A 20,473-nucleotide genomic window follows, 5' to 3' on the forward strand; every position below is an offset into this window, starting at 1 on the left:
TGCCGAACCGATCTCGACCCGGTCCGGACGCCGTTCTTTTTGCGTGAAATTCAGCCGCACGAAGTCGGATCGTCTCCCGGGGCTCGCCGTCGTTGCAGCCATCGGCGTGGCGCTGGCCGCCACCGGATGCGCTCCCTCCCAGCCGGGGAAGGGGAGCATCGCCGAACGGCCCATTCTCGCGTCCCCCGCCGATCCGGGTGTCGTCGCCATCAATGGTGTGCGCTATGTGGCGCGCACCGACCGCGATTCCGTGCAGGTCGGCACCGCCACCTGGTATGGCCCCGGCTTCCACGGCCGCAAGACCGCCAGTGGCGAGCGCTTCGACAGCGGCCTCGTCACCGCGGCGCATCGCAGCCTGCCGATGCCGAGCCTGGTCAAGGTCACCAACCTCGACAACGGCCGGACGCTGATCGTCAGGATCAACGACCGCGGGCCGTTCGTGCGGTCGAAGATCATCGACATGTCGGCCCGCGGCGCGGAGCTGCTGGGCTTCCGCGGCAACGGTTCGGCCCGGGTCAAGATCCAGGTGCTGGAGGAGGCGAGCCGCTTCCAGGCGCTGCAGCAGCAGCGCGACCAGGCGGTGAAGAGCCAGGTCGCCTCGGCCGGCAAGCCCGAAGACCTGCACGACACGCCCTATATCGCCGTGCCGCCGGCGCCGGCGGTGCCCGACCGGCTGCCCGAGATCGTCGGCAATGCCGGGGACGAGGCGAAGCCGAAACCGTCCGGCACCTTCGTCGCCGCCGCCAAGGCCACCCGGCCGCAGCAGGTGGCCACGCTGTCCGAAGCCTTGCGCCGCTTCGGTCCGGTCTCGACCGCCGCCGCTGCCGGCGCGATCGAGCTGCGCATCGGTCCCTTCATCGACCCCAAGGCCGCATCGAGCGCCTTGAAGCAGATCGCCAGCGCGGGCTATTCCGGAGCACGCATCGTCGCCGAGTGACCCTGTCGGTTCGCGGCGCGACGGGGCCGCAACCGAGGACCGATCGCTTGGGCACGCGCGGACAGTTCATCACCCTGGAAGGCGGCGAGGGCTCCGGCAAGAGCACGCATGTCCGCCGGCTCGCCACGGACCTCGCCAAGCGCGGCGTCGAAGTCGTTGCCACGCGCGAGCCAGGCGGCTCGCCGGGGGCGGAGGCGATCCGCAACCTGCTGGTCAAGGGCGACACCGACCGCTGGGACCCGGTGACCGAGGCGCTGCTGCATTTCGCCGCCCGGCGCGACCATCTGCGCGTCACCGTGCTCCCGGCGCTGGAGCGCGGCGCCTGGGTCGTCTCCGACCGCTATGCCGACAGCTCGATGGTCTATCAGGGCTGGGGCATGGGCGTGGATCGGGCAAGCCTCGACGCCCTGTTCCGGATCGCCACCGACGGGCTGAAGCCCGACCTGACCCTGATCCTCGACGTGTCGGTCGAGACCGGCCTGGCCCGCGCCGGCGCTCGCCGCGGCGGCGAGGACCGCTATGAGCGGATGGGCGCGGCGCTGCACCAGCGCCTGCGCGAGGGTTTCCTGGCCATCGCCGCGGCCGAGCCGGAGCGCTGCATCGTGATCGATGCCGGCGGCACGGTCGACGAGGTCGCGGCCGCGATCCGCGCGGCGGTCGAGGCGAAGTTCGGGCCGGCGTCATGAGTGCGGAGTTTCCCGCATCTCGGGCCAATCCGCGGCTGCTCGGCCATGAGGCGGCCGAAGCCGCGGTCCTCGATGCGCTGCGCGCCGGCCGGCTGCCGCATGCCTGGCTGATCACTGGCCCGCCCGGCATCGGCAAGGCGACCTTCGCCCATCGGGTCGCGCGTTTCCTGCTGGCCGGAGGCCCGCGCACGGCCCACAGCCTGGAGATCCCGGCCGACCACCCGACCTTCCGCCGCACCGCCGCGGCCGGCCATGCCGACCTGCTGACCATCGAGCGCAACGCCGGCGCCGAGGAGGAGAAGAAGCGCCGCAGCCGCGAGATCCCGGTCGAGCAGATCCGGCGGATCGAGCCCTTCCTGCGCCTGACCGCCGCCGAAGGGAACTGGCGCGTCGTCGTCGTCGACGAGGCGGAGGCGATGAACCGCAACGGCGCCAATGCCCTGCTGAAGATCCTGGAGGAGCCGCCAGCCCATGCCGTCCTGCTGCTGACCTGCGGCAACCCCGGCGCGCTGCTGCCGACCATCCGGTCGCGCTGCCGCCATCTGGCGCTGGAGCCGTTGCCGGATGCGACCGTCGACCGGCTGCTCGCCGAGCACGCGCCCGAGCTCGACCCCGAGGAGCGGGCGTCGCTGGTCCGCCTGGCCGAGGGCAGCATCGGCCGGGCGGCGGCGCTGATCGAGGATGGGGGCTTGGGCCTGTACCGCGACATGCTGGGCCTGCTCGACGACTTCCCGCGGGTCGATTTCCGCGCCGTGCATCGGATGGGCGACCGCATCGGCCCGGTCGCAGCGGAGTCGAGCTGGCGGCTGTTCACCGGGCTGCTGGTCTGGTGGATGGAGCGGCTGGCCCGCGCCGCCGCCCGCGGCACCGCCCCGGCCGAGATCGTGGCGGGCGAGGGGGCGGTGATGCAGCGCGTGGTCGGGGCCCTGGGACGGGCCGGCGGCCTTGATCGCTGGGTGGAGCTGTGGGACAACACCCGCCGTCTGTTCGCTCAGGCGGATGGGTCCAACCTCGATCGGAAGCAGGTTCTCCTGCAGGCGTTCATCGGCATCGAGCGCGCCTGCAACGGCTGACCGCCGCCGTAGCACGGAAAGAGGCCGCGATGCCGGCGCCGAAGACATTCTACGTCACCACCCCGATCTACTACGTCAATGACAAGCCGCATATCGGCCACGCCTACACCACGCTGGCCTGCGACGTGCTGGCCCGGTTCAAGCGGCTGGACGGCTATGACGTCCATTTCCTGACCGGCACCGACGAGCACGGCCAGAAGGTGCAGAAGGCGGCCGAGACGGCCGGGGTGGACCCGCAGGCCTTCACCGACCGGGTCAGCCAGAACTTCCGCGACCTGGCCGCGGCGATGAACTTCAGCAATGACGACTTCATCCGCACCACCGAGCCGCGCCACATCAAGGCGTCGCAGGCGATCTGGGAGGCGATGAAGGCCAATGGCGACATCTATCTCGGCGGCTATGCCGGCTGGTATTCGGTGCGCGACGAGGCGTTCTACGGCGAGGACGAGCTGACCGTCGTCGACGGCAAGCGCATCGCCCCGACCGGCGCCGAATGCGAATGGGTGGAGGAGCCGAGCTACTTCTTCCGCCTCTCCGCCTGGGGCGACCGGCTGCTGGCCTTCTACGAGGCCAACCCCGACTTCATCGCGCCGGAGTCCCGCCGCAACGAGGTGATAGCCTTCGTCAAGGCGGGCCTGCGCGACCTCTCGATCAGCCGCACCACCTTCAACTGGGGCGTGCAGGTGCCGGGCGACGAGGCGCACATCATGTATGTGTGGGTCGACGCGCTGACCAACTACCTGACCGCCGTCGGCTATCCCGACACCGGGTCCGAGAGCTTCAAGCGCTGGTGGCCGGCCGACCTGCATATGGTCGGCAAGGACATCCTGCGCTTCCACGCCCTGTACTGGCCGGCTTTCCTGATGTCGGCCGGCCTGCCGGTGACGAAGCGTGTCTTCGCCCATGGCTGGTGGACCAACGAGGGCCAGAAGATCTCGAAGTCGCTCGGCAACGTGATCGACCCGCTGGAGCTGGTCGAGACCTACGGGCTCGACCCGGTGCGCTACTTCCTGCTGCGCGAGGTCTCGTTCGGCCAGGACGGCGACTTCTCGCGCCGCGGCATGGTCCAGCGCACCAATGGCGAGCTCGCCAACGGCTTCGGCAATCTGGCCCAGCGCTCGCTGTCGATGATCGCCAAGAACTGCGACGGCCGGGTGCCGCAGCCCGGCAGCCTGACCGACGGGGACCGCGCTCTGCTCGCCCAGGTCCCGGTGCTGCTGGAGACTCTGCGCCGCGAGTTCGACGTCCAGGCCTTCCACCGCGGCCTCGACGCGGTCTGGGCCGTGGTCGGCGAGGCCAACCGCTATGTCGACGAGCAGGCGCCCTGGACGCTTCGCAAGACTGACCCGGCGCGGATGGCGACGGTGCTGTGGGTGCTGGCCGAGACGGTGCGGCGGCTGTCGATCCTGATGCAGCCGGTGATGCCGCAGTCGATGGCGAAGATGCTCGACCAGCTGACCGTGGCCGCGGATGCCCGCGGCTTCGACCGCGTCGGTGACGGCCACGCGCTGGTGCCCGGCACGACGCTGCCGGCGCCGCAGGGCGTGTTCCCGCGCTATGTCGAGCCGGAGGCCACGCCGTAATGCTGGTCGACAGCCATTGCCATCTCGACTTCCCGGATTTCGCGGCGGAGATCGACGACGTGGTCGGCCGTGCCCGGGCGGCCGGGGTCGGCTGCATGCTGACCATCTGCACCCGGCCGGACCGGTTGGCGGACACAATCGGGCTGGTCGACCGCTTCCCGATGCTCTACGGCGCGGCCGGGGTGCATCCGCATGAGGCAAAGGATTTCACCGGCCTGACGGTCGAGGCGATCCTCGCCCTCGTCGCGCATCCGAAGATGGTCGGGATCGGCGAGACCGGCCTCGACTATCATTACGGCCTCAGCCCGGCCGAGGCCCAGCAGGAGAGCTTCCGCCGTCACATCCGGGCGGCGCGGATTGCCGACCTGCCGGTCATCGTCCACACCCGCGAGGCCGAGGACGACACGCTGCGGATCCTGGCCGAGGAAGGGCAGGGCGGCGAGCTTCCACCGCTGCGCGGCATCATCCATTGCTTTAGCGGAACACGGCAACTTGCTGAAGAATCGGTGAAACTCGGACTTCACATCTCGCTGTCCGGGATCGTGACCTTCAACCGGTCCGAGGACATCCGGGCCACGGCGAAGGACCTGCCGCTGGACCGCATCCTGGTCGAGACCGATGCGCCCTACCTGGCGCCGGTGCCGAAGCGGGGCAAGCGCAACGAGCCGGCCTTCGTCGCCCACACCGCCCAGCGCGTGGCCGAGCTGCACGGGCTGTCCGGTTCGGATTTCGCTCGAAGAACTAGCGATAACTTCTTCAATCTGTTCACGAAGATTCCGAAGCAAGAGGCCTGAAGAGGATGCGCGTCACGGTGCTCGGCTGCGGCGGTTCGATGGGGGTGCCCATGGTCGGCGGCATCTGGGGCACCTGCGACCCGGCCAATCCGCGCAACCGCCGGCGCCGCCCGTCGATCCTGGTGCAGAGCGACAGCACCACCATCCTGATCGACACCTCGCCGGACCTGCGTGACCAGCTGCTCGACAACGACGTCAGGCGCGTCGACGCGCTGCTCTACACCCATGTCCATGCCGACCACATCCACGGCATCGACGACCTGCGGCCGCTGGCCTTCAAGCAGCCGATCAACGCCTATATGGATTCGGCGGTGCGGCAGGAACTGGAGGAGCGCTTCGGCTACATCATGACCTCGGTCGAGATGGACCGCGGCTTCTACCACCCGTTCCTGGTGCCGCATCTGCTGGACGGGCCGTTCCGGGTCGGCGACATCGATATCCTGCCCTTCGAGCAGGACCACGGCCGGGTCGTCTCGATGGGCTACCGCTTCGGACGTTTCGCCTATTCGACCGATGTCGTCCGCCTCGACGACCGTGCCTGGGCGGCGCTGGAGGGGGTTGAGCTGTGGATGGTGGATGCGACGCGGCCGGAGCCGCATGTCTCGCATGCCCATCTGGCGCTGACGCTAGAATGGATCGAGCGGCTCAAGCCGAAGCAGGCCTGGCTGACCCACATGAACCACCAGATGGACTACGACTGGCTCTGCCAGCAGCTGCCGGGCCATGTCCGGCCGGCCCATGACGGGCTGGTGATCGAGATCTGAGAGCGGGGCGGCGGTCCGGCGCCGCCCCAGCACAGCCTCAGCGGCGCGGTGGCCGACGCGGCTGCGGCGCCGGGTTGGCCGCCTGGTTCGCGGCGGCGCGCTCGGCAAGCGCCAGTTCGGTCTTCAGCTCGGCGATCTTGCGGTCCATGGCGTCCCGCAGCGTCTTCGAGGTGTGATTGCCGAGATGGACGCGCTTCTGCTCCAGCTCCTGCAGCTGCTTCTGCTTTTCCTCGCGGTTCCGGCGAATCGGAGCGCCGTCGGACCGCTGTCCGTCAAAAGAACGCATAACTGACCCTACGCTGGGTTATCGAAGGGATGCCGTGGGCACGGCCCGGGGCCGCGCCGCATCCGCGGAAGCGCTGGCCTAGCCGATCCGGGGGGCTTCGTGCAAGCTGGTATGTCGTCCGCCCTCGCGCTAGGGTCGCTCCCTCAAGACCGGGGATGGGGATGGAGAGGGGCGCCGTGCAGCCATCGACACGCAGCTTGCGACACTGGCGCGCCGTGGCCTTGGCGCTGGCGATCGGCCTGTTCGCCGCAGCCCCGCCGGCCGGGGCCGGCCCGAAGGACCATCGCTTCCGCATCACCGACACGCTCGGCCCCGACCAGGTCGAGGAACTGATCGCCGTCGGCATCGACGGCCGCACCGTCGGCGTCCTGCACGTCACCAAGGACGACCCGGTCGCCGAGCTGCAGGTGAAGGTGCCGGCCGGGCGGACGGTGCGCTACGAGCTGTGCGGCTTCCTGGTTGTCGAGACGCCGGAGGGCGGCCGCCGCCAGCACCCGATCAACCACACCGGCACGATCGCGGACGCGGACGGGCGCGAGCTGAAGGCCTTCAACCAGAACAGCGAGGTCTTCTACCTGCAGGACGGCGCGCCGCAGGACGCCGAAGCGGCGAAGACCGCGATCGTCGGCACCGGGCAATGCGCCCAGCCGGTCGCTTGACCACACGATAGGACGGACACAGCCATGCAGACGCCCTGGACCGCCGACACGGCGCGCTACGAGACCGCCCGCTTCCGCCGCTCCGGCCGCAGCGGGCTGCAGCTGCCCGAGATCTCGCTCGGCCTGTGGCAGAATTTCGGCGGGGTCGACCATGTCGAGACCGGCCGCGCCGTGCTGCGCCGCGCCTTCGACCGCGGCGTCACCCATTTCGACCTGGCCAACAATTACGGCCCGCCCTATGGCTCGGCCGAGGAGAATTTCGGCCGCATCTTCGCCGCCGACTTCCAGCCCTATCGCGACGAGCTGCTGATCTCGACCAAGGCCGGCTACGACATGTGGCCCGGCCCCTACGGCAATTTCGGCTCGCGCAAATACCTGGTCGCCAGCCTGGACCAGAGCCTCAAGCGCATGGGGCTCGACTATGTCGACATCTTCTACTCGCACCGGCTCGACCCCGAGACGCCGCTGGAGGAGACGATGGGCGCGCTCGACCATGTCGTGCGCCAGGGCAAGGCACTCTATGTCGGCATCTCCTCCTACTCGCCGGAAGCGACGCGCGAGGCCGCGGCGATCCTGAAGGATCTCGGCACGCCCTGTCTGATCCACCAGCCGTCCTATTCCATGCTCAACCGCTGGGTCGAGGACGGGCTGCTGGACACGCTGGGGGAGCTCGGCATCGGCTGCATCGCCTTCTCGCCGCTGGCGCAGGGCATGCTGACTTCGAAATACCTGGACGGCGTGCCGGAGGATTCGCGGGCCAAGCGCGGCCGCTCGCTGCAGTCGAGGCTGCTGTCGGAGGGCAACATCGCCCGCATCCGGGCGCTGAACGCGATCGCCGAGCGGCGCGGCCAGACCCTGGCACAGATGGCGCTGACCTGGGTGCTGCGCGACCAGCGCGTTACCTCGGCCCTGATCGGCGCGCGCTCGGTGGCCCAGCTCGACGACAGCCTCGACGCGCTGAAGGGCGCGAAGCTGACCGCCGAGGAGCTGGCCGAGATCGACCGGCATGCCCTGGACGGCGGCATCGACCTGTGGCGCGCCTCCTCGACGGCCACGGCCAAGGCCGCCGGCTAAGGCATACGGCCTGCAGGCCGGCTTGCCGGCGCGGCGGACGGCTGGTTGTCGTTCGCCGCCGCCTGGCAGGCGATGTCGCCGCTCCCCGCGACGGTCAACTGCGGATACAAGGCAAGCAGCCGCCGCAGCACACCATTGGTCCAGCCGAAGCCGTCCTGGTTGGGATACTCCCCGCCGCCGCCGGAGGCAGTGCCGGCCACGTCGTATTTCTCGGTCAGCTTGCCGGTCTGCGTGTAGACGCCGACGACGCGCTCTGCCCAGCGGCGGGCGACGATCTCCGCCAGACGGTCATGGCCGGTGCGTGCCAGGCCGCGGATCGCCAGCCACTCCAACGGCGCCCAGCCGTTCGGCGCGTCCCATTGCTGCCCGGACGCCGTCTCGGTGGTCAGCAGGCCGCCGGGTGCGAGCAGCCGGCGCTCCATCGTGTCGGCGACGCGGGCGGCCTGGTCTGCATCGGCCAGGCCGAAGAACAGAGGATAGGCTGTCGCCAGGGTGACCGCGCCGGTCCGCCGCCCCTCTTGCCAGAGATAGTCGGTGAAGACGCCGGCCTCCGGATCCCAGAACAGGCGCCGGACGGCCTCGGCGCGCAGCCTGGCCCGGGCCTCCAGCTCCGCCGCGCGCTCCGGCCGGTGCGATACGGCATAGGCCTTCGCCAGCACCGTCTCCAGCTCCGCCATCAGGCTGTTGAGATCCGGCGGCACCACCGCGGTGGTGCGTATGGTGCCCAAGGTCTTGCCGTCCACCAGCCAGCGCGAGGAAAAGTCCCAGCCGCTTTCCGCCGCCGCGCGCAGATCGCGATACACTTCGGATGGCGGGCGGTTGGTCGACCGGGCGGTCTCGACATCCTCGCGGTAAGATTCGTCGCGCGGCTGGTCGCTGTCGTCCCAGTAGCGGTTCAGCAGCGTGCCGTCCGGCAGCCGCACCGCGCGGCGATGGGCGGTGCCGGGCGCCAGGTCGTCCGCGCCCTCCATCCAGAAGGCGTATTCCTGGGCCAGAGTCGGCAGGGCGTCGGCATAGACCTTGGCCGGGTCGTCGCTGCTCTCGGCCACCAGTTCGACCATCGCGGCGAAGAAGGGCGGCTGCGACCGGCTGAGGTAGTAGCTGCGGTTGCCGTTCGGGATGTGGCCATAGCGATCGATCAGGCTGGCGAAGTTGGCCAGAACGTCCCGCGCCAGATCCTGCCGCCCGCTCTGGATCAGGCCCAGCATGGTGAAATAGGAATCCCAGTAATAGACCTCGCCGAAGCGTCCGCCCGGGACGACATAGGGATTCGGCAGCGGCAGCAGTGACGATCGCGGGTCACGCTGGTCCGCCGGCCGCTGCAGCACGTCCCACAGCGCGTCGATATGGCTACAGACATCCTGGCCGGGCACGGAGCGGTAGCCACTCGAATGCGGCACCGGCGGCGTGAAATAGCGATGCACGAAGGCCGACAGGTCGAAGCCGGCCTGTCCCTTCTCCTCGGCGTAGCGGCGCAGGATCTCGGCCGGATCCGCCTTCGGCTCGGCGTCGACGAAAGTCTTGCCGTCCGGGAAGACCCGCTGCATCTGCACGTCGCGGAACAGCTCGCCATAAACGGCCGAGGGTGGCTGCTGGGCCAGTCCGGGCAAGGCGAGGAGGCAGAGAGCGAGCAGCAGCGGGAGGGCACGGGCCTGGAACAGCCGCATGGGGAAATCTCCGGCATGACGGGCGGGGCGACAGGACCATAGGACCTGTCGCCCCGCCCGGCCAGACCGCAGCCCCGTGTCAGGCCAGTCCGATCTGCCGCCGCGCCCGGACCGCGGTGATGAAGCCGGCGTAGCTCCAGCCCAGATGCTTGGCCGAGGTCTGGGCGCCGGTTTCCCGGTCGAACTGCTCCGACAACGCGCCGTCGGCCGGGGTGAACGCCTGCACCGTGGCCAGGAACGTATCACCACGGTCGCGGAAGGCGGCGGCCAGGCGATGGTTGTCGAGGCTGTCGGGCTCGACGCCCAAGGCCCGGGCGACGAAGCCGCGGTTTTCGACGGTCAGCGCGAAGTCCGCGCCGCCGGCCAGCGTCGCGGCCAGACGGTAGTGGAACTCCGCCGCCGCCAGAGTCGCGATGTACCAGGCGCCGCCGCCGTAATAGCGGTCCTCGCGGTAGCGGCCGAGCGCGGGGGCGGCCCGCCCGGCATTGATCGGGAACAGGCCGGCGAACAGGTTCTCCAGCGCGGCGAGCGTCGCCTGGGCCTTCGGGTCCAGCACGCTGTGCGGCCCGGAGGGCAGCCCGGCATGCAGCACACCGAGGATCACGGCGATGTCGAGGTCACGGCCCGGGGAGCCGGAGGCAGCCGGCAGCAGGCTGGCATAGGCACCGGCCCGCCAATGACCGTCCAGCGCCGCCGCAAGGGCCGCGGAGGCCTCCCGGCATCGGCCGGCAACCTCGACGTCCCCCCGCGCCTCCAGCCACTCCGCACCCCGGCGCAGCGCGGCGCATTGCACCACGCCGGTGTAGTAGTCGTGGCCGAGGCTGTCCTCCCAGATCTCGAAGCTGGGCTCGGTGTGATGCGCCAGGACGAAATCCAGGTCGATCCGCAGAAGTTCGACCGCCTCGTCCCGGACGCCCGGCTCCAGCACACCGTCGTCCAGGCAGCGCAGCAGCGTCAGGGCTTGCAGCGCCGATCCGTCATGCTGTGGCCGCGACCAGTTCAGCGTGTCCAGCGTGCCGTCCGGGTTGACCCGGACCTCGCCCCAGATCCGGTCGCCGGCGACGCTGCGCAGATCGGCCTCGGTCCGGACATGCTGCACGAAATCAGTGTCGACGTCCCGGCGCGGATCGCCTTTCGCCAGCACCGCCGCGCCGGTCAGCCCGCGCAGGCCGAGGTTGAAGCGGATGAAGTCGCGGATATGGACGGCATCCGCCGCCGGACGGGTGCCGTCCGCCACCAGGACCCTGATCGCGTCCATTACAAGCGCCGAATCCCGGAACCAGTGGAAGAAATAGTCCGGGTCCGGGTCATAGGCGCCCATCACCGCCGAGGCCACGACCGATCCCGGCCGCGGCACGATGCGCTGGCGGAAGGGCGGGCGCTCCTTCACCAGATGGGTGGCGGAGACGCCGAGCGTCAAGTTCCGGGCGGCGACCGCATATTGCCGGTCGATCCAGCCGGAGAGGGCATCGTCCGTCGGACCAGATGACATCGGCACCAGTTGCGACTCCATCTGAGATCAGAGTTCAAGAACTAGCGCTAACCCATTCATGTCATTGCCGGGCTTGACCCGGCAATCCAGAGAGCGTCGAGACCTTCTGGATGTCCGGGTCAAGCCCGGGCATGACATTTTAAACTAGCGCTTGCCCAGATGCGGGCTCTCGAAGCCGAGACTGCGCAGGCCCCGTTGCACGTCCGCGTCGCCCATGAACAGCCGCCACAGCAGGCCGCTGCGGTGGTTCTCGATCATCGCCACGATGGGGCCTTGGTCGATCGCCAGATAGGTGTCGGCCGCCCAGCCGGCCTGCTCGGAGAAGGCGTCGACGAAGCCGTATTTGTCCCAGATCCGGTCGCCCAGAGTCTCGTAGAAGTGCCGCAGCGCCCGCATCGAATGCTCGGGCGTATACGGCATCGCCGAGAGCGCCGCGGTCGGGGTGATGACGCCGAGGTCGTTGTCCGGCGCATGGGCGGAATAGCCGGTCGGGTTATCGCTGGCGGTCAAGCCCCAGCAATCCGGCCCATAGCCCTTGAAGCCGTTCGGATTGCGGACACAGTGCTCGTAGTTGATCAGCGTGTGCCGGCGGTTCTGCTCCCAATAGTCGGCGTACTGGTCCTTCAGGCCGCGCGGATCGAGGCCGAGGAAGGAGTAGTGGCTGAAGAACAGTGGCCCGCCATAGGGCATGCCCAGCGGCAGCTCGATGTCGTAGTAGCTGCGCTGGCTCAGGAACCAGCGGCCGACCGCCCAGCCGCGGTGATAGACCTCGGCATCGATGGCGTAGCGTGGCGAGGCGGCAGCCATGACATAGGTGATCAGGCACTCGTTCCAGCCGCGGATCTCGTGGCCCATGCCCCAGCCGTTGTTGGCGCCCCAGTGCCAGAACAGCACGTTCAGCCCGCCGCGGGTGTACCAGCTCCACTCGGTCTCGTTCCACAGCCAGCCGATATGGTTGCGTAACTCGGTCTCATTGGCGGCGTCGCGGTCGAAATACCGACGGGCGCAGAGCAGCCCCTGGAACAGGAAGGCGGTCTCGACCAGGTCGCCGCCGTCATCCTTGCGGCTGAACGACACCGTGGCGCCGGTGCGGCCGTCGAGGAAATGCGGGAACACGCCGTGATGCGAGGTGGTGTGCTCGAGATGGCGCACGATCGTCATCAGCCGCTCGACCGCCGCGGCGCGGTCGATCCAGCCGCGCTCGGCGGCAACGATGATCGCCATGATGCCGAAGCCGGTGCCGCCGGTCGTGACCCAGTCGTTCGGCGCCTTGCCGGCACGGTCGGTACGGTCGGGGATCATGCCGCTGACCGGATGCGCGGCCTCCCAGAAGAACTGGAAGGTCTGGCGCTGCACGAGGTCGAGCAGGGCGTCGTCCGACAGCGCCGCGGCGCCCTTCTTCGAGGCGCGGCGGGCGGGTGCCGATCGCTTGGTCATTCCATCGGGTCTCGGTGGTGGAGCAGGGGGGCGAAGCCGGCGGAGGAGGGGATGGCCCGTCGCGGCGGCCGGCCGATCGAGATCCGGCGCTCGCCGGTGACCTCGTCGGTCATGTGCAGCCGCAGGACGCGGGTGTAGAAGCCGTTCTTGACCTCGCGCCGGGCGATGGTGATCACCGCCGTCTCCGGCAGTTCATGCTCGAAGATCGACATTGCGGTCTTCCGCCGCTCCTCGTCCAGCGCATCGACCATCTCGTCGATGAACACCCATTGCGGCTTGTGCAGCAGCAGCCGGGCGAAGGTCATCGTCTGCAGCTCGTCGCTGGTCAGCTCCTTGTCCCAGTTCTTTACCTGGTCGAGCGAGATCTCATGGTGCCCCATCTCGGTGCGCCGGAGCGCGGCGCAGATCTGCTCGTCGGTGAAGCCGGACGCGTCCATCGGGTAGGTTAGGGCATCGCGCAGCGCGCCGGGCGGCAGATAGGGCCGCTGCGGCAGGAACATGGTGCGGGCCTGGGGCGGCATCAGGATACGGCCGGTGCCCCAGGGCCACAGCCCGGCGAAGGCGCGGAACAGCGTGCTCTTGCCGCCGCCGGTGCGGCCGACGATCAGCACGTGCTCGCCCGGCCGGATCTCGACCTGCTCGTCATCCAGCACCGCGAGGCCGCCGGCCGAGAGCACGCCCAGATTCTCGAAGCCCAGGGTGTCGGCCGGGCCCTCGACGATCTCGATCTTGCGCGGCTCGCCGTTCAGGGTCTCGAGCGTCACCAGGGTCTCGCGGAAGCTCATCACGCGTAGCAGCGTCGCCCGCCAGTCGGCCAGGTTGCTGAAATTGTCGACGAACCAGCGCAGCGCCTGCTGCACCTGGACGAAGGCGCCCACCGCCACCATCAGCTCGCCGAAGGTCAGGTCGCCGCCGAAATAGCCGGGCGAGGCGACCAGAATGGGCGCGACGATGGTGAACCAGCCATAGCCGGCGGTGATCCAGGTCAGGTTGGTGACGGCGCGGACATAGCGCAGCATCACCGCGATGATCCGGTCGAGGTCGCCGTCCAGACGCCGCCGCTCGTCAGCCTCGCCGCTGTCGAGGGTGATGCCGTCGACATGCTCGTTGACGCGGACCAGGGCAGCCCGCAGATCGGCCTCGCGGGCATAGCGCTCGGCGTTGATGTTGATCAGCGGCCGGCCGACGCGAAAGCTCACCCACGAGGCGGCGGCGGCGTAGAGCAGAGCGCACCACACCATGTAGCCGGGGATCGACAGCGCCATGCCGTCGATCCTGAGGACGATGCCCTGGGACAGGATCCACAGCACGCCGACGAAGCTGATCAGCAGCAGAGTCGCCTGCAGCAGGCCGATGCCCAGATCGGTCGACAGCTCGGTCAGGTGCCGAGCGTCCTCGTGGATGCGCTGGTCCGGGTTCTCGCCGATCTCGCCGGCGCCTGCCAGGCGGAAGGCGCGCTTGGGCTTCAGCCATTCGCCGAACAGGTCGCGGGTCAGCCCGGCCCGCAGCCGCACTTTGAGCGTCTGGTTGATCCAGGTCTGGGCGACGTTCAGCGTCAGCAGCACACCGGCGATGAAGACGAAGACCACCAATTGATGGAGGAAGCCACTCAGGCTCTTCTGAGCCAGCGCGTCATAGAAGGGCTGGTTCCAGGAGTTCAGCCGGATCTGTGCCGCCGCGGTCAGGCCGATGACGACGATCACGCCGATGATGAGAGCAAGAATCCGCTTCCAATCGGGTGAGGCCCGCAGCGTCCGGAACAGGGTCAGGAGCTGAGAGAGGAGAGTCTGGCTGACGATCGATTGCTCCTGACCGGCAGCCATATGCGACGCCTCGGGCGCCTGTGCCATTGAACCTGTCCGTTCCCTACCGCTTCTTGCGCCCCCTTTCGGGATGCTTGCCTCAATCATACGCATAGACGCGAGATCGGTCGTGCACCGAATTGAAACGCCAGGTTTTGTGCGGGTTTGCGCGCCCATCACGACACCGCTGCCGCACAGGTGCCGGCCTGTCTGCAAAAGACTCGGCGAAGCGAGCTCTGGAACTGGGGGGCACCGACATCCGAACCGGATCGCACCGAGGCGGTAAGAAAGATTGTCATCTACTTGCCCATACCGACAATCGCTTCGCTTCGAATGGTACAGGGCACGGAAACAAAATAACCATTCAATAAAGAAATCGAACCGTTACTTGATTTCGCTCCCCAAATTTGAAGCCGAAAATAGCATGGCCTCGGATCCCAGCCTTCACCGATATCAGATGACGGCGTCGAAATCAGGGCGGGATGGCCACATTGTTGGGCAGAGTGGGAAATTGGCCACACACTCGCCGATCGTAGACCCGCTGAGTCCGCCGATGGTCGCCCCAGGCCGCGTGGATCACGACGCAGCCCGTCATCGCCTCGGGCCGGAGCACTTCGGCAAAGCTGTGGTCCGAACATGCCGGACCGGCGGAAACGAATATATGAGGCGGTATTCATGCCGCCCATCCAAACACGGTCAGCCACCAATCGCTGTGACCACCGTAACAGCAATGGTTCCCGGCCGTGGGGAGTGACCGGCATCATCCTTTCTGGTCTCTCCACCCCCTGGCGCGGGGAGGGGGCGACGAAAGGAAAGCCGCCCCTACGCCATCAGGGTTCGGGACAGCCTCCGTTGCGCTGCGTCACGGTGACGGGGCCTCGCCGATCGGGGGACTTGCCCTGTACAGGCGTGGGAGAATCGCCAGCGTCGGAAAGCCCCCGCGTCAGAAGGAGACGCGGTCGCCGCCCTTGAGCGCCAGAATCTCGCGCGCCTCGTCCGGCGAGGCGATCTCGAGGCCCAGCCCCTCGATGATCTGGCGGGCGAGGCGGACCTGCTGGGCGTTCGACTCCGCCAGCTTGCCGGGGCCGGCCCAGAGCGAATCCTCGAGCCCGACCCGGACATTGCCGCCCATCGCCGCCGCCATCGCCGCGATCGGCAGCTGGTTGCGCCCGGCGCCCAGCACCGACCATTCGTACTGGTCGCCGAACAGCCGGTCGGCGGTGCGCTTCATATGCGCCACATCCTCCGGATGCGGGCCGATGCCGCCGAGGATGCCGAACACCGTCTGGACGAACAGCGGCGGCTTGACCAGGCCGCGCTCCAGGAAGTGGTGCAGGTTGTAGAGGTGGGAGGTGTCGTAGCACTCGAACTCGAAGCGGATGCCGTCGTCGCTCAGGGTCCGCAGCACGAACTCGATGTCCTTGAAGCTGTTGCGGAACACCAGGTCGCGCGAGGCCTCCAACGCCTCCGGTTCCCAGGCGTGCTTGAACTCCTTGAAGCGGTTGAGCATCGGGAACAGGCCGAAATTCATCGATCCCATGTTCAGCGACGCGACCTCCGGCTTGAAGGTCTGGGCAGGCAGGATGCGCTCCTCGACCCGCATCCAGGGGGCGCCGCCGGTGGTCAGGTTCACCACGCAGTTCGAGCGCTGCTTGATCACCTTGAGGAAAGGCTCGAAGGCCTGCGGCGTCTGGTCCGGCTTGCCGGACTCCGGGTCGCGGGCGTGGAGATGGACGATGGCGGCCCCGGCCTCGGCCGCGCCGATCGCTGCCTCGGCGATCTCTGCAGCCGTCACCGGCAGGTGAGGGGACATCGACGGGGTGTGGATCGCCCCGGTGACGGCGCAGGTGATGACGATCTTGCGGCTCTTGGCCATCGGGCTGTCCTCTGGTTCAGGATTCGGTCGGGGCGGCGGGCTGCGCGGCCTTGTGGGCCTTCAGCGCCGCCAGGCGCCGGTCGCGCCAGACGCTACGCGCGGCCAGCCTGGCCGGGTCCGGGGCCTCGCCCCAGCCGGCCAGCAGCCGCTCGATGGTCGGGGCGCCCCACACCTCCGGCCCGGCCGGGTCGGCGGCCAGGCGGCGGTAGAAGCCGGTGTAGCGGGCGCAATAGTCGGGGATGCCGCCCGGCGCGTTCAGCTCGATCGTACCGAAGGGGCCGAGGAAGGACCAGCGCAGGCCGAGCCCGTCCTGGATGGTTTTGTCCAAATCCTGCGGGCTGATCACGCCGTCGCCGACCAGCCGGAAGGCCTCGGCCAGCAGGGCGCCCTGCAACCGGTTCAGCACGAAGCCGTCGACCTCGCGGTGGATCGTCACCGGCTCCTGCCCCACGGCGCGGTAGATTGCCAGCGCCCGCTCGATCGTCTCCGGCGTCGTCCAGGGCGCGCCGCACAGCTCGACCACCGGCACCAGATGCGGCGGGTTGACCGGGTGGGCGACGAGGCAGCGCTCGCGCCCGGCCAGATCCTCGGTGAAGCGCGAGGCGACGATGGCGGAGGTGGAGGAGGCGAGGATGGAGTCGCGCGGCGCCAGCCGGTCCAACTCGGCGAAGACCGCGCGTTTGATCTCCAGGTCTTCCGGCAGGTTCTCCTGCACCAGCTCGGCATCCACCACTGCGTCGGCCAGGGATCCGGCGATCCGGACCCGCGCTGCGGCGCCGCCCGGGTCGTCGACCAGCCCGTGGCCGGCGAGGTCCGCCAGTCCTTCAACGATCAGGCCGGGCGCCGCCTGCAGCGCGGCCGGGCTGGCATCGATCAGGCGCACCTGCCAACCGGCGGCGGCGAAGACGATCGCCCAGGACCGGCCGATCAGCCCGGTGCCGATGATTGCGACGGTCGGCATGCCCTTCCTCCCGTAATCTTTCTGGCCAGAGTCCCTTTGGGACAACGGTCCGACAAAGCGGGGCGCGGGTCCAGATCGCGATCGGCAACCCAGGCCGGCTTGGTGGCCATGGCGCGCCGGGCTAGGGTGATCGGACGAAGAAACGAGCGAGAAGGAGGAGAGCGCCATGGATCTCGGCATCAAGGGCCTGCGCGTCCTGGTCACCGCCGGCGCGTCCGGCATCGGGCGGGAGATCGTCCGCGCCTTCGTGGAGGAGGGCGCGCGGGTGCATGTCAGCGACATCGACCGGGCGGCGCTCGATACGCTGGCGGCGGAAAGCCCAGCGATCAGCGCGACCGCGGCCGACATGTCCGACCGGGCGGCCGTGGCCCGGCTGTTTGAGGAGGCGCTGGCGGCGCTGGGCGGGCTGGACTGCCTGGTCAACAATGTCGGCATCGCCGGCCCGACCGGCCGGGTCGACCAGATCGACCCGGCGGACTGGGACCGGACGCTGGCGGTGAACATCACCGGCCAGTTCAACTGCACCCGGCTGGCCGTGCCGCATCTGGCGAAGAGCGGCAATGCCAGCATCGTCAACCTGTCCTCCTCGGCCGGGCGCCTCGGCTTCCCGTTGCGCACGCCCTATGCCGCCTCGAAATGGGCAGTGGTCGGCTTCACCAAGTCGCTGTCGATCGAGCTCGGGCCGCTCGGCATCCGGGTCAACGCGATCCAGCCGGGCATCGTCGAGGGCGACCGCATCCGCCGCGTCTTCGCCGCCAAGGCCGAGCAGCGCGGCGTCACGGCCGCGGCGCTGCAGGAGCAGTCCCTGGCCCAGGCCTCGATCCGCGAGATGATCCAGCCGCGCCAACTGGCGGACCAGATCCTGTTGCTGGCCTCGCCGCGCGGCCGCACCATTTCCGGCCAGGCGATCAGCATCTGCGGCGACCTGCAGTCGCTGGCCTGACGGCCGTGCCGGTCAGCGTTGCGCCGATTTTCGCAGGGAGGGGCTTTTCAGACCTTCCCTGCTCGGTTCCTTTAATGGGAATAGGGTCGGCCTGATTCTCAACAAATTCGTCTCATATCAGGCGATGAGGTGGGTTCGGAGGGGATAATGGTGGGTAAGGGACCAGTGTCGAGCGTGGCGCGCGCGGCCGCCGTGGCCTGCGCGCTGTTCGGGGTGTTCGGCGTCTCGGCCGGCCACGCGCAGCACATCGTGCCCGGCCAGCGCTCCAGCGTCATCGCATCCGACCCGGCCGCCCTGGAGAAGTCGCTGAACCCGGACGAGAAGAAGCTGGTCCAGGAAGGGCTGGCCTGGCTCGGCTTCTACAAGGGCTGGTTCGACGGGGCCTTCAAGGAGGGCACGCGCACCGCGCTCTCCGGCTGGCAACGGCAGAACGGCGTCACCGCCACCGGCGAACTGGATCCCGACCAGGCGGTCACGCTCGCCGGCACCGCCCTGGCGATGCGGGACAAGACCGGCTGGCAGCCGCTGTCCGATTCCAGGAGCGGGATCACCATCTCCTACCCCTCCAAGGTGCTGACCAAGCGGTCGGATTCGGAGGCGGGCGGCGTCACCCTGGACGACCCCGACGGCGGCGCGTCGCTGATGACGATGCGCTTCACCGACGTGACCGACGGCCAGATCAACTCGTTCTACGACGCCCTCTCCGGCAGCGGCGAATCCGAGATCACCTACGAGTTCCGCCGGAATAACCTGTTCATCGTCACCGGCAACCGCAAGGGCGGCAAGTTCTACAGCCGGTTCGAGCAGCGCGGCCGCGAGATCCGCGGCTATGACCTGATCTGGCGGGCCGATCACGACGCCGATCTGCAGGCGCTCTCGGTGTTGATCTCGAACAGCTTCTATCCGTTCGGCTATGACACGCCGCCGGCGGATCCGAGCTATCCGACCCTGATGGCGCTGGCCGATGCGCGGGGCCAGCAGGGAGGCTCGGACGGCGCGTCGGCCACCCCGCAGGAGTCCGGCAGATCGCAACAGGCCAGCAGCAGCACCCCGGCCGGTCAGGCACCGGCGGACCAGGGGGCGTCCGATCAGGGGGCGTCGGAAACCGGCGCCGAGCCCCAATCCCATCAGGACGACCAGGCCGATTCGAGCGACGGGAAGCAGGAGGATGACGGGCAGTTCGCCTTCGCCTATCTGGAGCCGAAGAGCCCCGGGCTGAAGGACGCCTACGAGCTGACGCGCGACACCGACCTGCTGCGCCGCAATCCCGAGATCGCCTGGATGAACGGAATGTTCGAGCTGCCGCGCCAGCTGCGCTATGTGGGCGCGGAATGCGGGGCGGTGAACGCGTTCTACTCGCCGAAGGATTCGGCGATCGTGCTGTGCTACGAGCTGGTCGATTCCCTGGCGCAGCAGGGCATGAAGCTGGCCGAGAAGGCGGATCCGAAATCGAACATTCTCGGCGCCTACATTTCCAGCAACATCCGCTTCATCCTGCTGCACGAGACCGGCCACGCCCTGATCGACATGCTGGAGCTCCCGTCGACCGGACGGGAAGAGGATGCGGTCGACCAGATGGCGGCGATGATGATCCTGCTCAATCCCGGCGGCAAGGAGACCAGCGACCAGATCGCTGAGGTGCTGCGGATGGCGGCCATCTGGTTCCAGAACAACGCCTCCGTCGGCGACGATGCTGGCCAGAACATGCAGGTCTTCGCTGACGAGCACTCCCTCAGCGAGCAGCGCTTCTTCAACTTGCTGTGCTACATGTACGGCCACGACGAGGACACCTACGACTGGATCGTGCGGGAGAAGTTCCTGCCCGAAGCGCGCGCGGCCCGCTGCTCCGACGAATCGCGCAAGATGTTCAAGGCCTGGGCCGCCCTGCTGGCGCCCCGCTTCACCCCGCGCTACCAGGCGATCGCGCGCATGCTGCGATAGACCCGCCTGAGCCGCCGTTTCGACAATCGCAGGATTTCAGAATGACGTTCCGCCTGCCGCGGGCACGCGCCCTGGCGCTCCTCGCCCTCTTCGCGGCGCCGGCCCTCACGGGCTGCCTGTCGTCCGGACCGAACAAGGTGCAGCAGATGGGCAACGCCATGGTCGGCAAGCCCCTCGACGTCGCCTTCCAGGCGTTCGGCCAGCCCAATATCGGCATCGGGCCGAGCCCGGGCGGCGCGGACGGCTTCTACCAATGGAGCCACACCCGGGTCAGCACCGGCACCCAGTTCGTGCAGACCGGCCAATCCGACGGCGCCATCGTCGGCATGACCCAGGGCGGCCAGGGCATTGCCTTGATGCCGATCTACCAGAGCCAGCCCACGGGCTATTATCAGCAGCAGGAGACCGTCGACTATCTCTGCAGCATCATCGTGTCGACCAACTCCCAGAACATCATCAAGGAAGTCACCGTCGCAGGCTGCGACTAATCCGGCGCTC

Annotated in this window: 18 protein-coding genes; 11 read left to right on the forward strand and 7 right to left on the reverse strand. The window is 68.6% G+C overall.

From position 1 onward, the window contains the following. The first annotated feature begins 226 nt into the window (after positions 1–226). The 6 genes from FFK22_RS06725 to FFK22_RS06750 are packed head-to-tail and all read left to right on the forward strand — an operon-like array spanning position 227 to position 5,837. Entirely contained in the window at positions 227–937 is a 711-nt protein-coding gene (locus FFK22_RS06725) for a septal ring lytic transglycosylase RlpA family protein (RefSeq protein ID WP_221938445.1), read from the forward strand. A gap of 47 nt (positions 938–984) precedes the next feature. After that, the gene (gene tmk, locus FFK22_RS06730) at positions 985–1,623 is read left to right on the forward strand and encodes a dTMP kinase (RefSeq protein ID WP_138886192.1); all 639 of its coding nucleotides are present in this window, start codon (positions 985–987) and stop codon (positions 1,621–1,623) included. Next, positions 1,620–2,696: a DNA polymerase III subunit delta' gene (locus tag FFK22_RS06735; protein ID WP_138886191.1), complete on the forward strand. Its 1,077-nt coding sequence runs from the start codon at positions 1,620–1,622 to the stop codon at positions 2,694–2,696. Before tmk ends, FFK22_RS06735 begins: the two co-directional genes overlap by 4 nt. A 29-nt stretch (positions 2,697–2,725) precedes the next feature. After that, complete coding sequence (gene metG, locus FFK22_RS06740; RefSeq protein WP_138886190.1) at positions 2,726–4,279, forward strand: methionine--tRNA ligase; 1,554 nt, start codon at positions 2,726–2,728, stop codon at positions 4,277–4,279. Continuing rightward, positions 4,279–5,073 carry a TatD family hydrolase gene (locus FFK22_RS06745; protein ID WP_138886189.1) on the forward strand — a complete coding sequence of 265 codons (795 nt, stop codon included), beginning with the start codon at positions 4,279–4,281 and terminating at the stop codon, positions 5,071–5,073. The genes metG and FFK22_RS06745 overlap by 1 nt, the downstream gene beginning before the upstream one ends. Positions 5,074–5,078: 5 nt before the next feature. After that, entirely contained in the window at positions 5,079–5,837 is a 759-nt protein-coding gene (locus tag FFK22_RS06750) for an MBL fold metallo-hydrolase (protein WP_138886188.1), read from the forward strand. A gap of 37 nt (positions 5,838–5,874) precedes the next feature. On the opposite strand, the gene FFK22_RS06755 is transcribed toward FFK22_RS06750, so the two are convergent. Beyond that, positions 5,875–6,123 (reverse strand): hypothetical protein, encoded by a 249-nt coding sequence (locus tag FFK22_RS06755; RefSeq protein ID WP_138886187.1) that lies wholly within the window; start codon positions 6,121–6,123, stop codon positions 5,875–5,877. A 176-nt stretch (positions 6,124–6,299) separates the two neighbouring features. Between FFK22_RS06755 and FFK22_RS06760 the strand changes: the two genes are divergently transcribed. Together FFK22_RS06760 and mgrA are read left to right on the forward strand one after the other, a co-directional pair. Then, on the forward strand, positions 6,300–6,782 hold the full coding sequence (locus tag FFK22_RS06760) for a hypothetical protein (RefSeq protein ID WP_138886186.1): 483 nt from the start codon (positions 6,300–6,302) through the stop codon (positions 6,780–6,782). A gap of 24 nt (positions 6,783–6,806) precedes the next feature. Beyond that, positions 6,807–7,856, forward strand: coding sequence for an L-glyceraldehyde 3-phosphate reductase (mgrA, locus tag FFK22_RS06765; RefSeq protein ID WP_138886185.1), 1,050 nt, complete (start codon positions 6,807–6,809; stop codon positions 7,854–7,856). Here mgrA and treF read toward each other — a convergent pair. The 6 genes from treF to FFK22_RS06795 form a co-directional block, all read right to left on the reverse strand. Further along, on the reverse strand, positions 7,853–9,523 hold the full coding sequence (gene treF / locus FFK22_RS06770; protein ID WP_138886184.1) for an alpha,alpha-trehalase TreF: 1,671 nt from the start codon (positions 9,521–9,523) through the stop codon (positions 7,853–7,855). The genes mgrA and treF overlap by 4 nt on opposite strands. A 79-nt stretch (positions 9,524–9,602) precedes the next feature. Next, complete coding sequence (locus FFK22_RS06775) at positions 9,603–11,015, reverse strand: glycoside hydrolase family 15 protein (RefSeq protein WP_138886183.1); 1,413 nt, start codon at positions 11,013–11,015, stop codon at positions 9,603–9,605. Positions 11,016–11,159: 144 nt separating this feature from the next. Further along, positions 11,160–12,452: a glucoamylase family protein gene (locus FFK22_RS06780; protein ID WP_138886182.1), complete on the reverse strand. Its 1,293-nt coding sequence runs from the start codon at positions 12,450–12,452 to the stop codon at positions 11,160–11,162. After that, positions 12,449–14,302, reverse strand: a complete 1,854-nt coding sequence (locus FFK22_RS06785; protein ID WP_186002341.1) for an ABC transporter ATP-binding protein/permease — start codon at positions 14,300–14,302, stop codon at positions 12,449–12,451. The genes FFK22_RS06780 and FFK22_RS06785 overlap by 4 nt, the downstream gene beginning before the upstream one ends. Before the next feature lie 895 nt (positions 14,303–15,197). Continuing rightward, a complete protein-coding gene (locus FFK22_RS06790) occupies positions 15,198–16,130 on the reverse strand; it encodes a 3-keto-5-aminohexanoate cleavage protein (RefSeq protein ID WP_138886180.1) in 933 nt (310 codons plus the stop codon). 16 nt (positions 16,131–16,146) lie between these two features. Then, positions 16,147–17,091, reverse strand: a complete 945-nt coding sequence (locus tag FFK22_RS06795; protein ID WP_138886179.1) for a 3-hydroxyacyl-CoA dehydrogenase — start codon at positions 17,089–17,091, stop codon at positions 16,147–16,149. Between the two features lie 166 nt (positions 17,092–17,257). On the opposite strand from FFK22_RS06795, the gene FFK22_RS06800 reads away from it, so the two are divergent. From FFK22_RS06800 to FFK22_RS06810, 3 genes are all read left to right on the forward strand, one after another. Next, a complete protein-coding gene (locus FFK22_RS06800) occupies positions 17,258–18,034 on the forward strand; it encodes an SDR family oxidoreductase (RefSeq protein WP_138886178.1) in 777 nt (258 codons plus the stop codon). A 150-nt stretch (positions 18,035–18,184) separates the two neighbouring features. Next, positions 18,185–19,975, forward strand: a complete 1,791-nt coding sequence (locus tag FFK22_RS06805) for a DUF4344 domain-containing metallopeptidase (RefSeq protein ID WP_186002342.1) — start codon at positions 18,185–18,187, stop codon at positions 19,973–19,975. A gap of 41 nt (positions 19,976–20,016) precedes the next feature. Continuing rightward, positions 20,017–20,463, forward strand: a complete 447-nt coding sequence (locus tag FFK22_RS06810) for a hypothetical protein (RefSeq protein WP_138886176.1) — start codon at positions 20,017–20,019, stop codon at positions 20,461–20,463. Positions 20,464–20,473: the final 10 nt, after the last annotated feature.

Source organism: Mycobacterium sp. KBS0706 (genome assembly GCF_005938675.2).
In the GTDB taxonomy this organism is placed as follows: Bacteria; Pseudomonadota; Alphaproteobacteria; order DSM-16000; family Inquilinaceae; genus Inquilinus.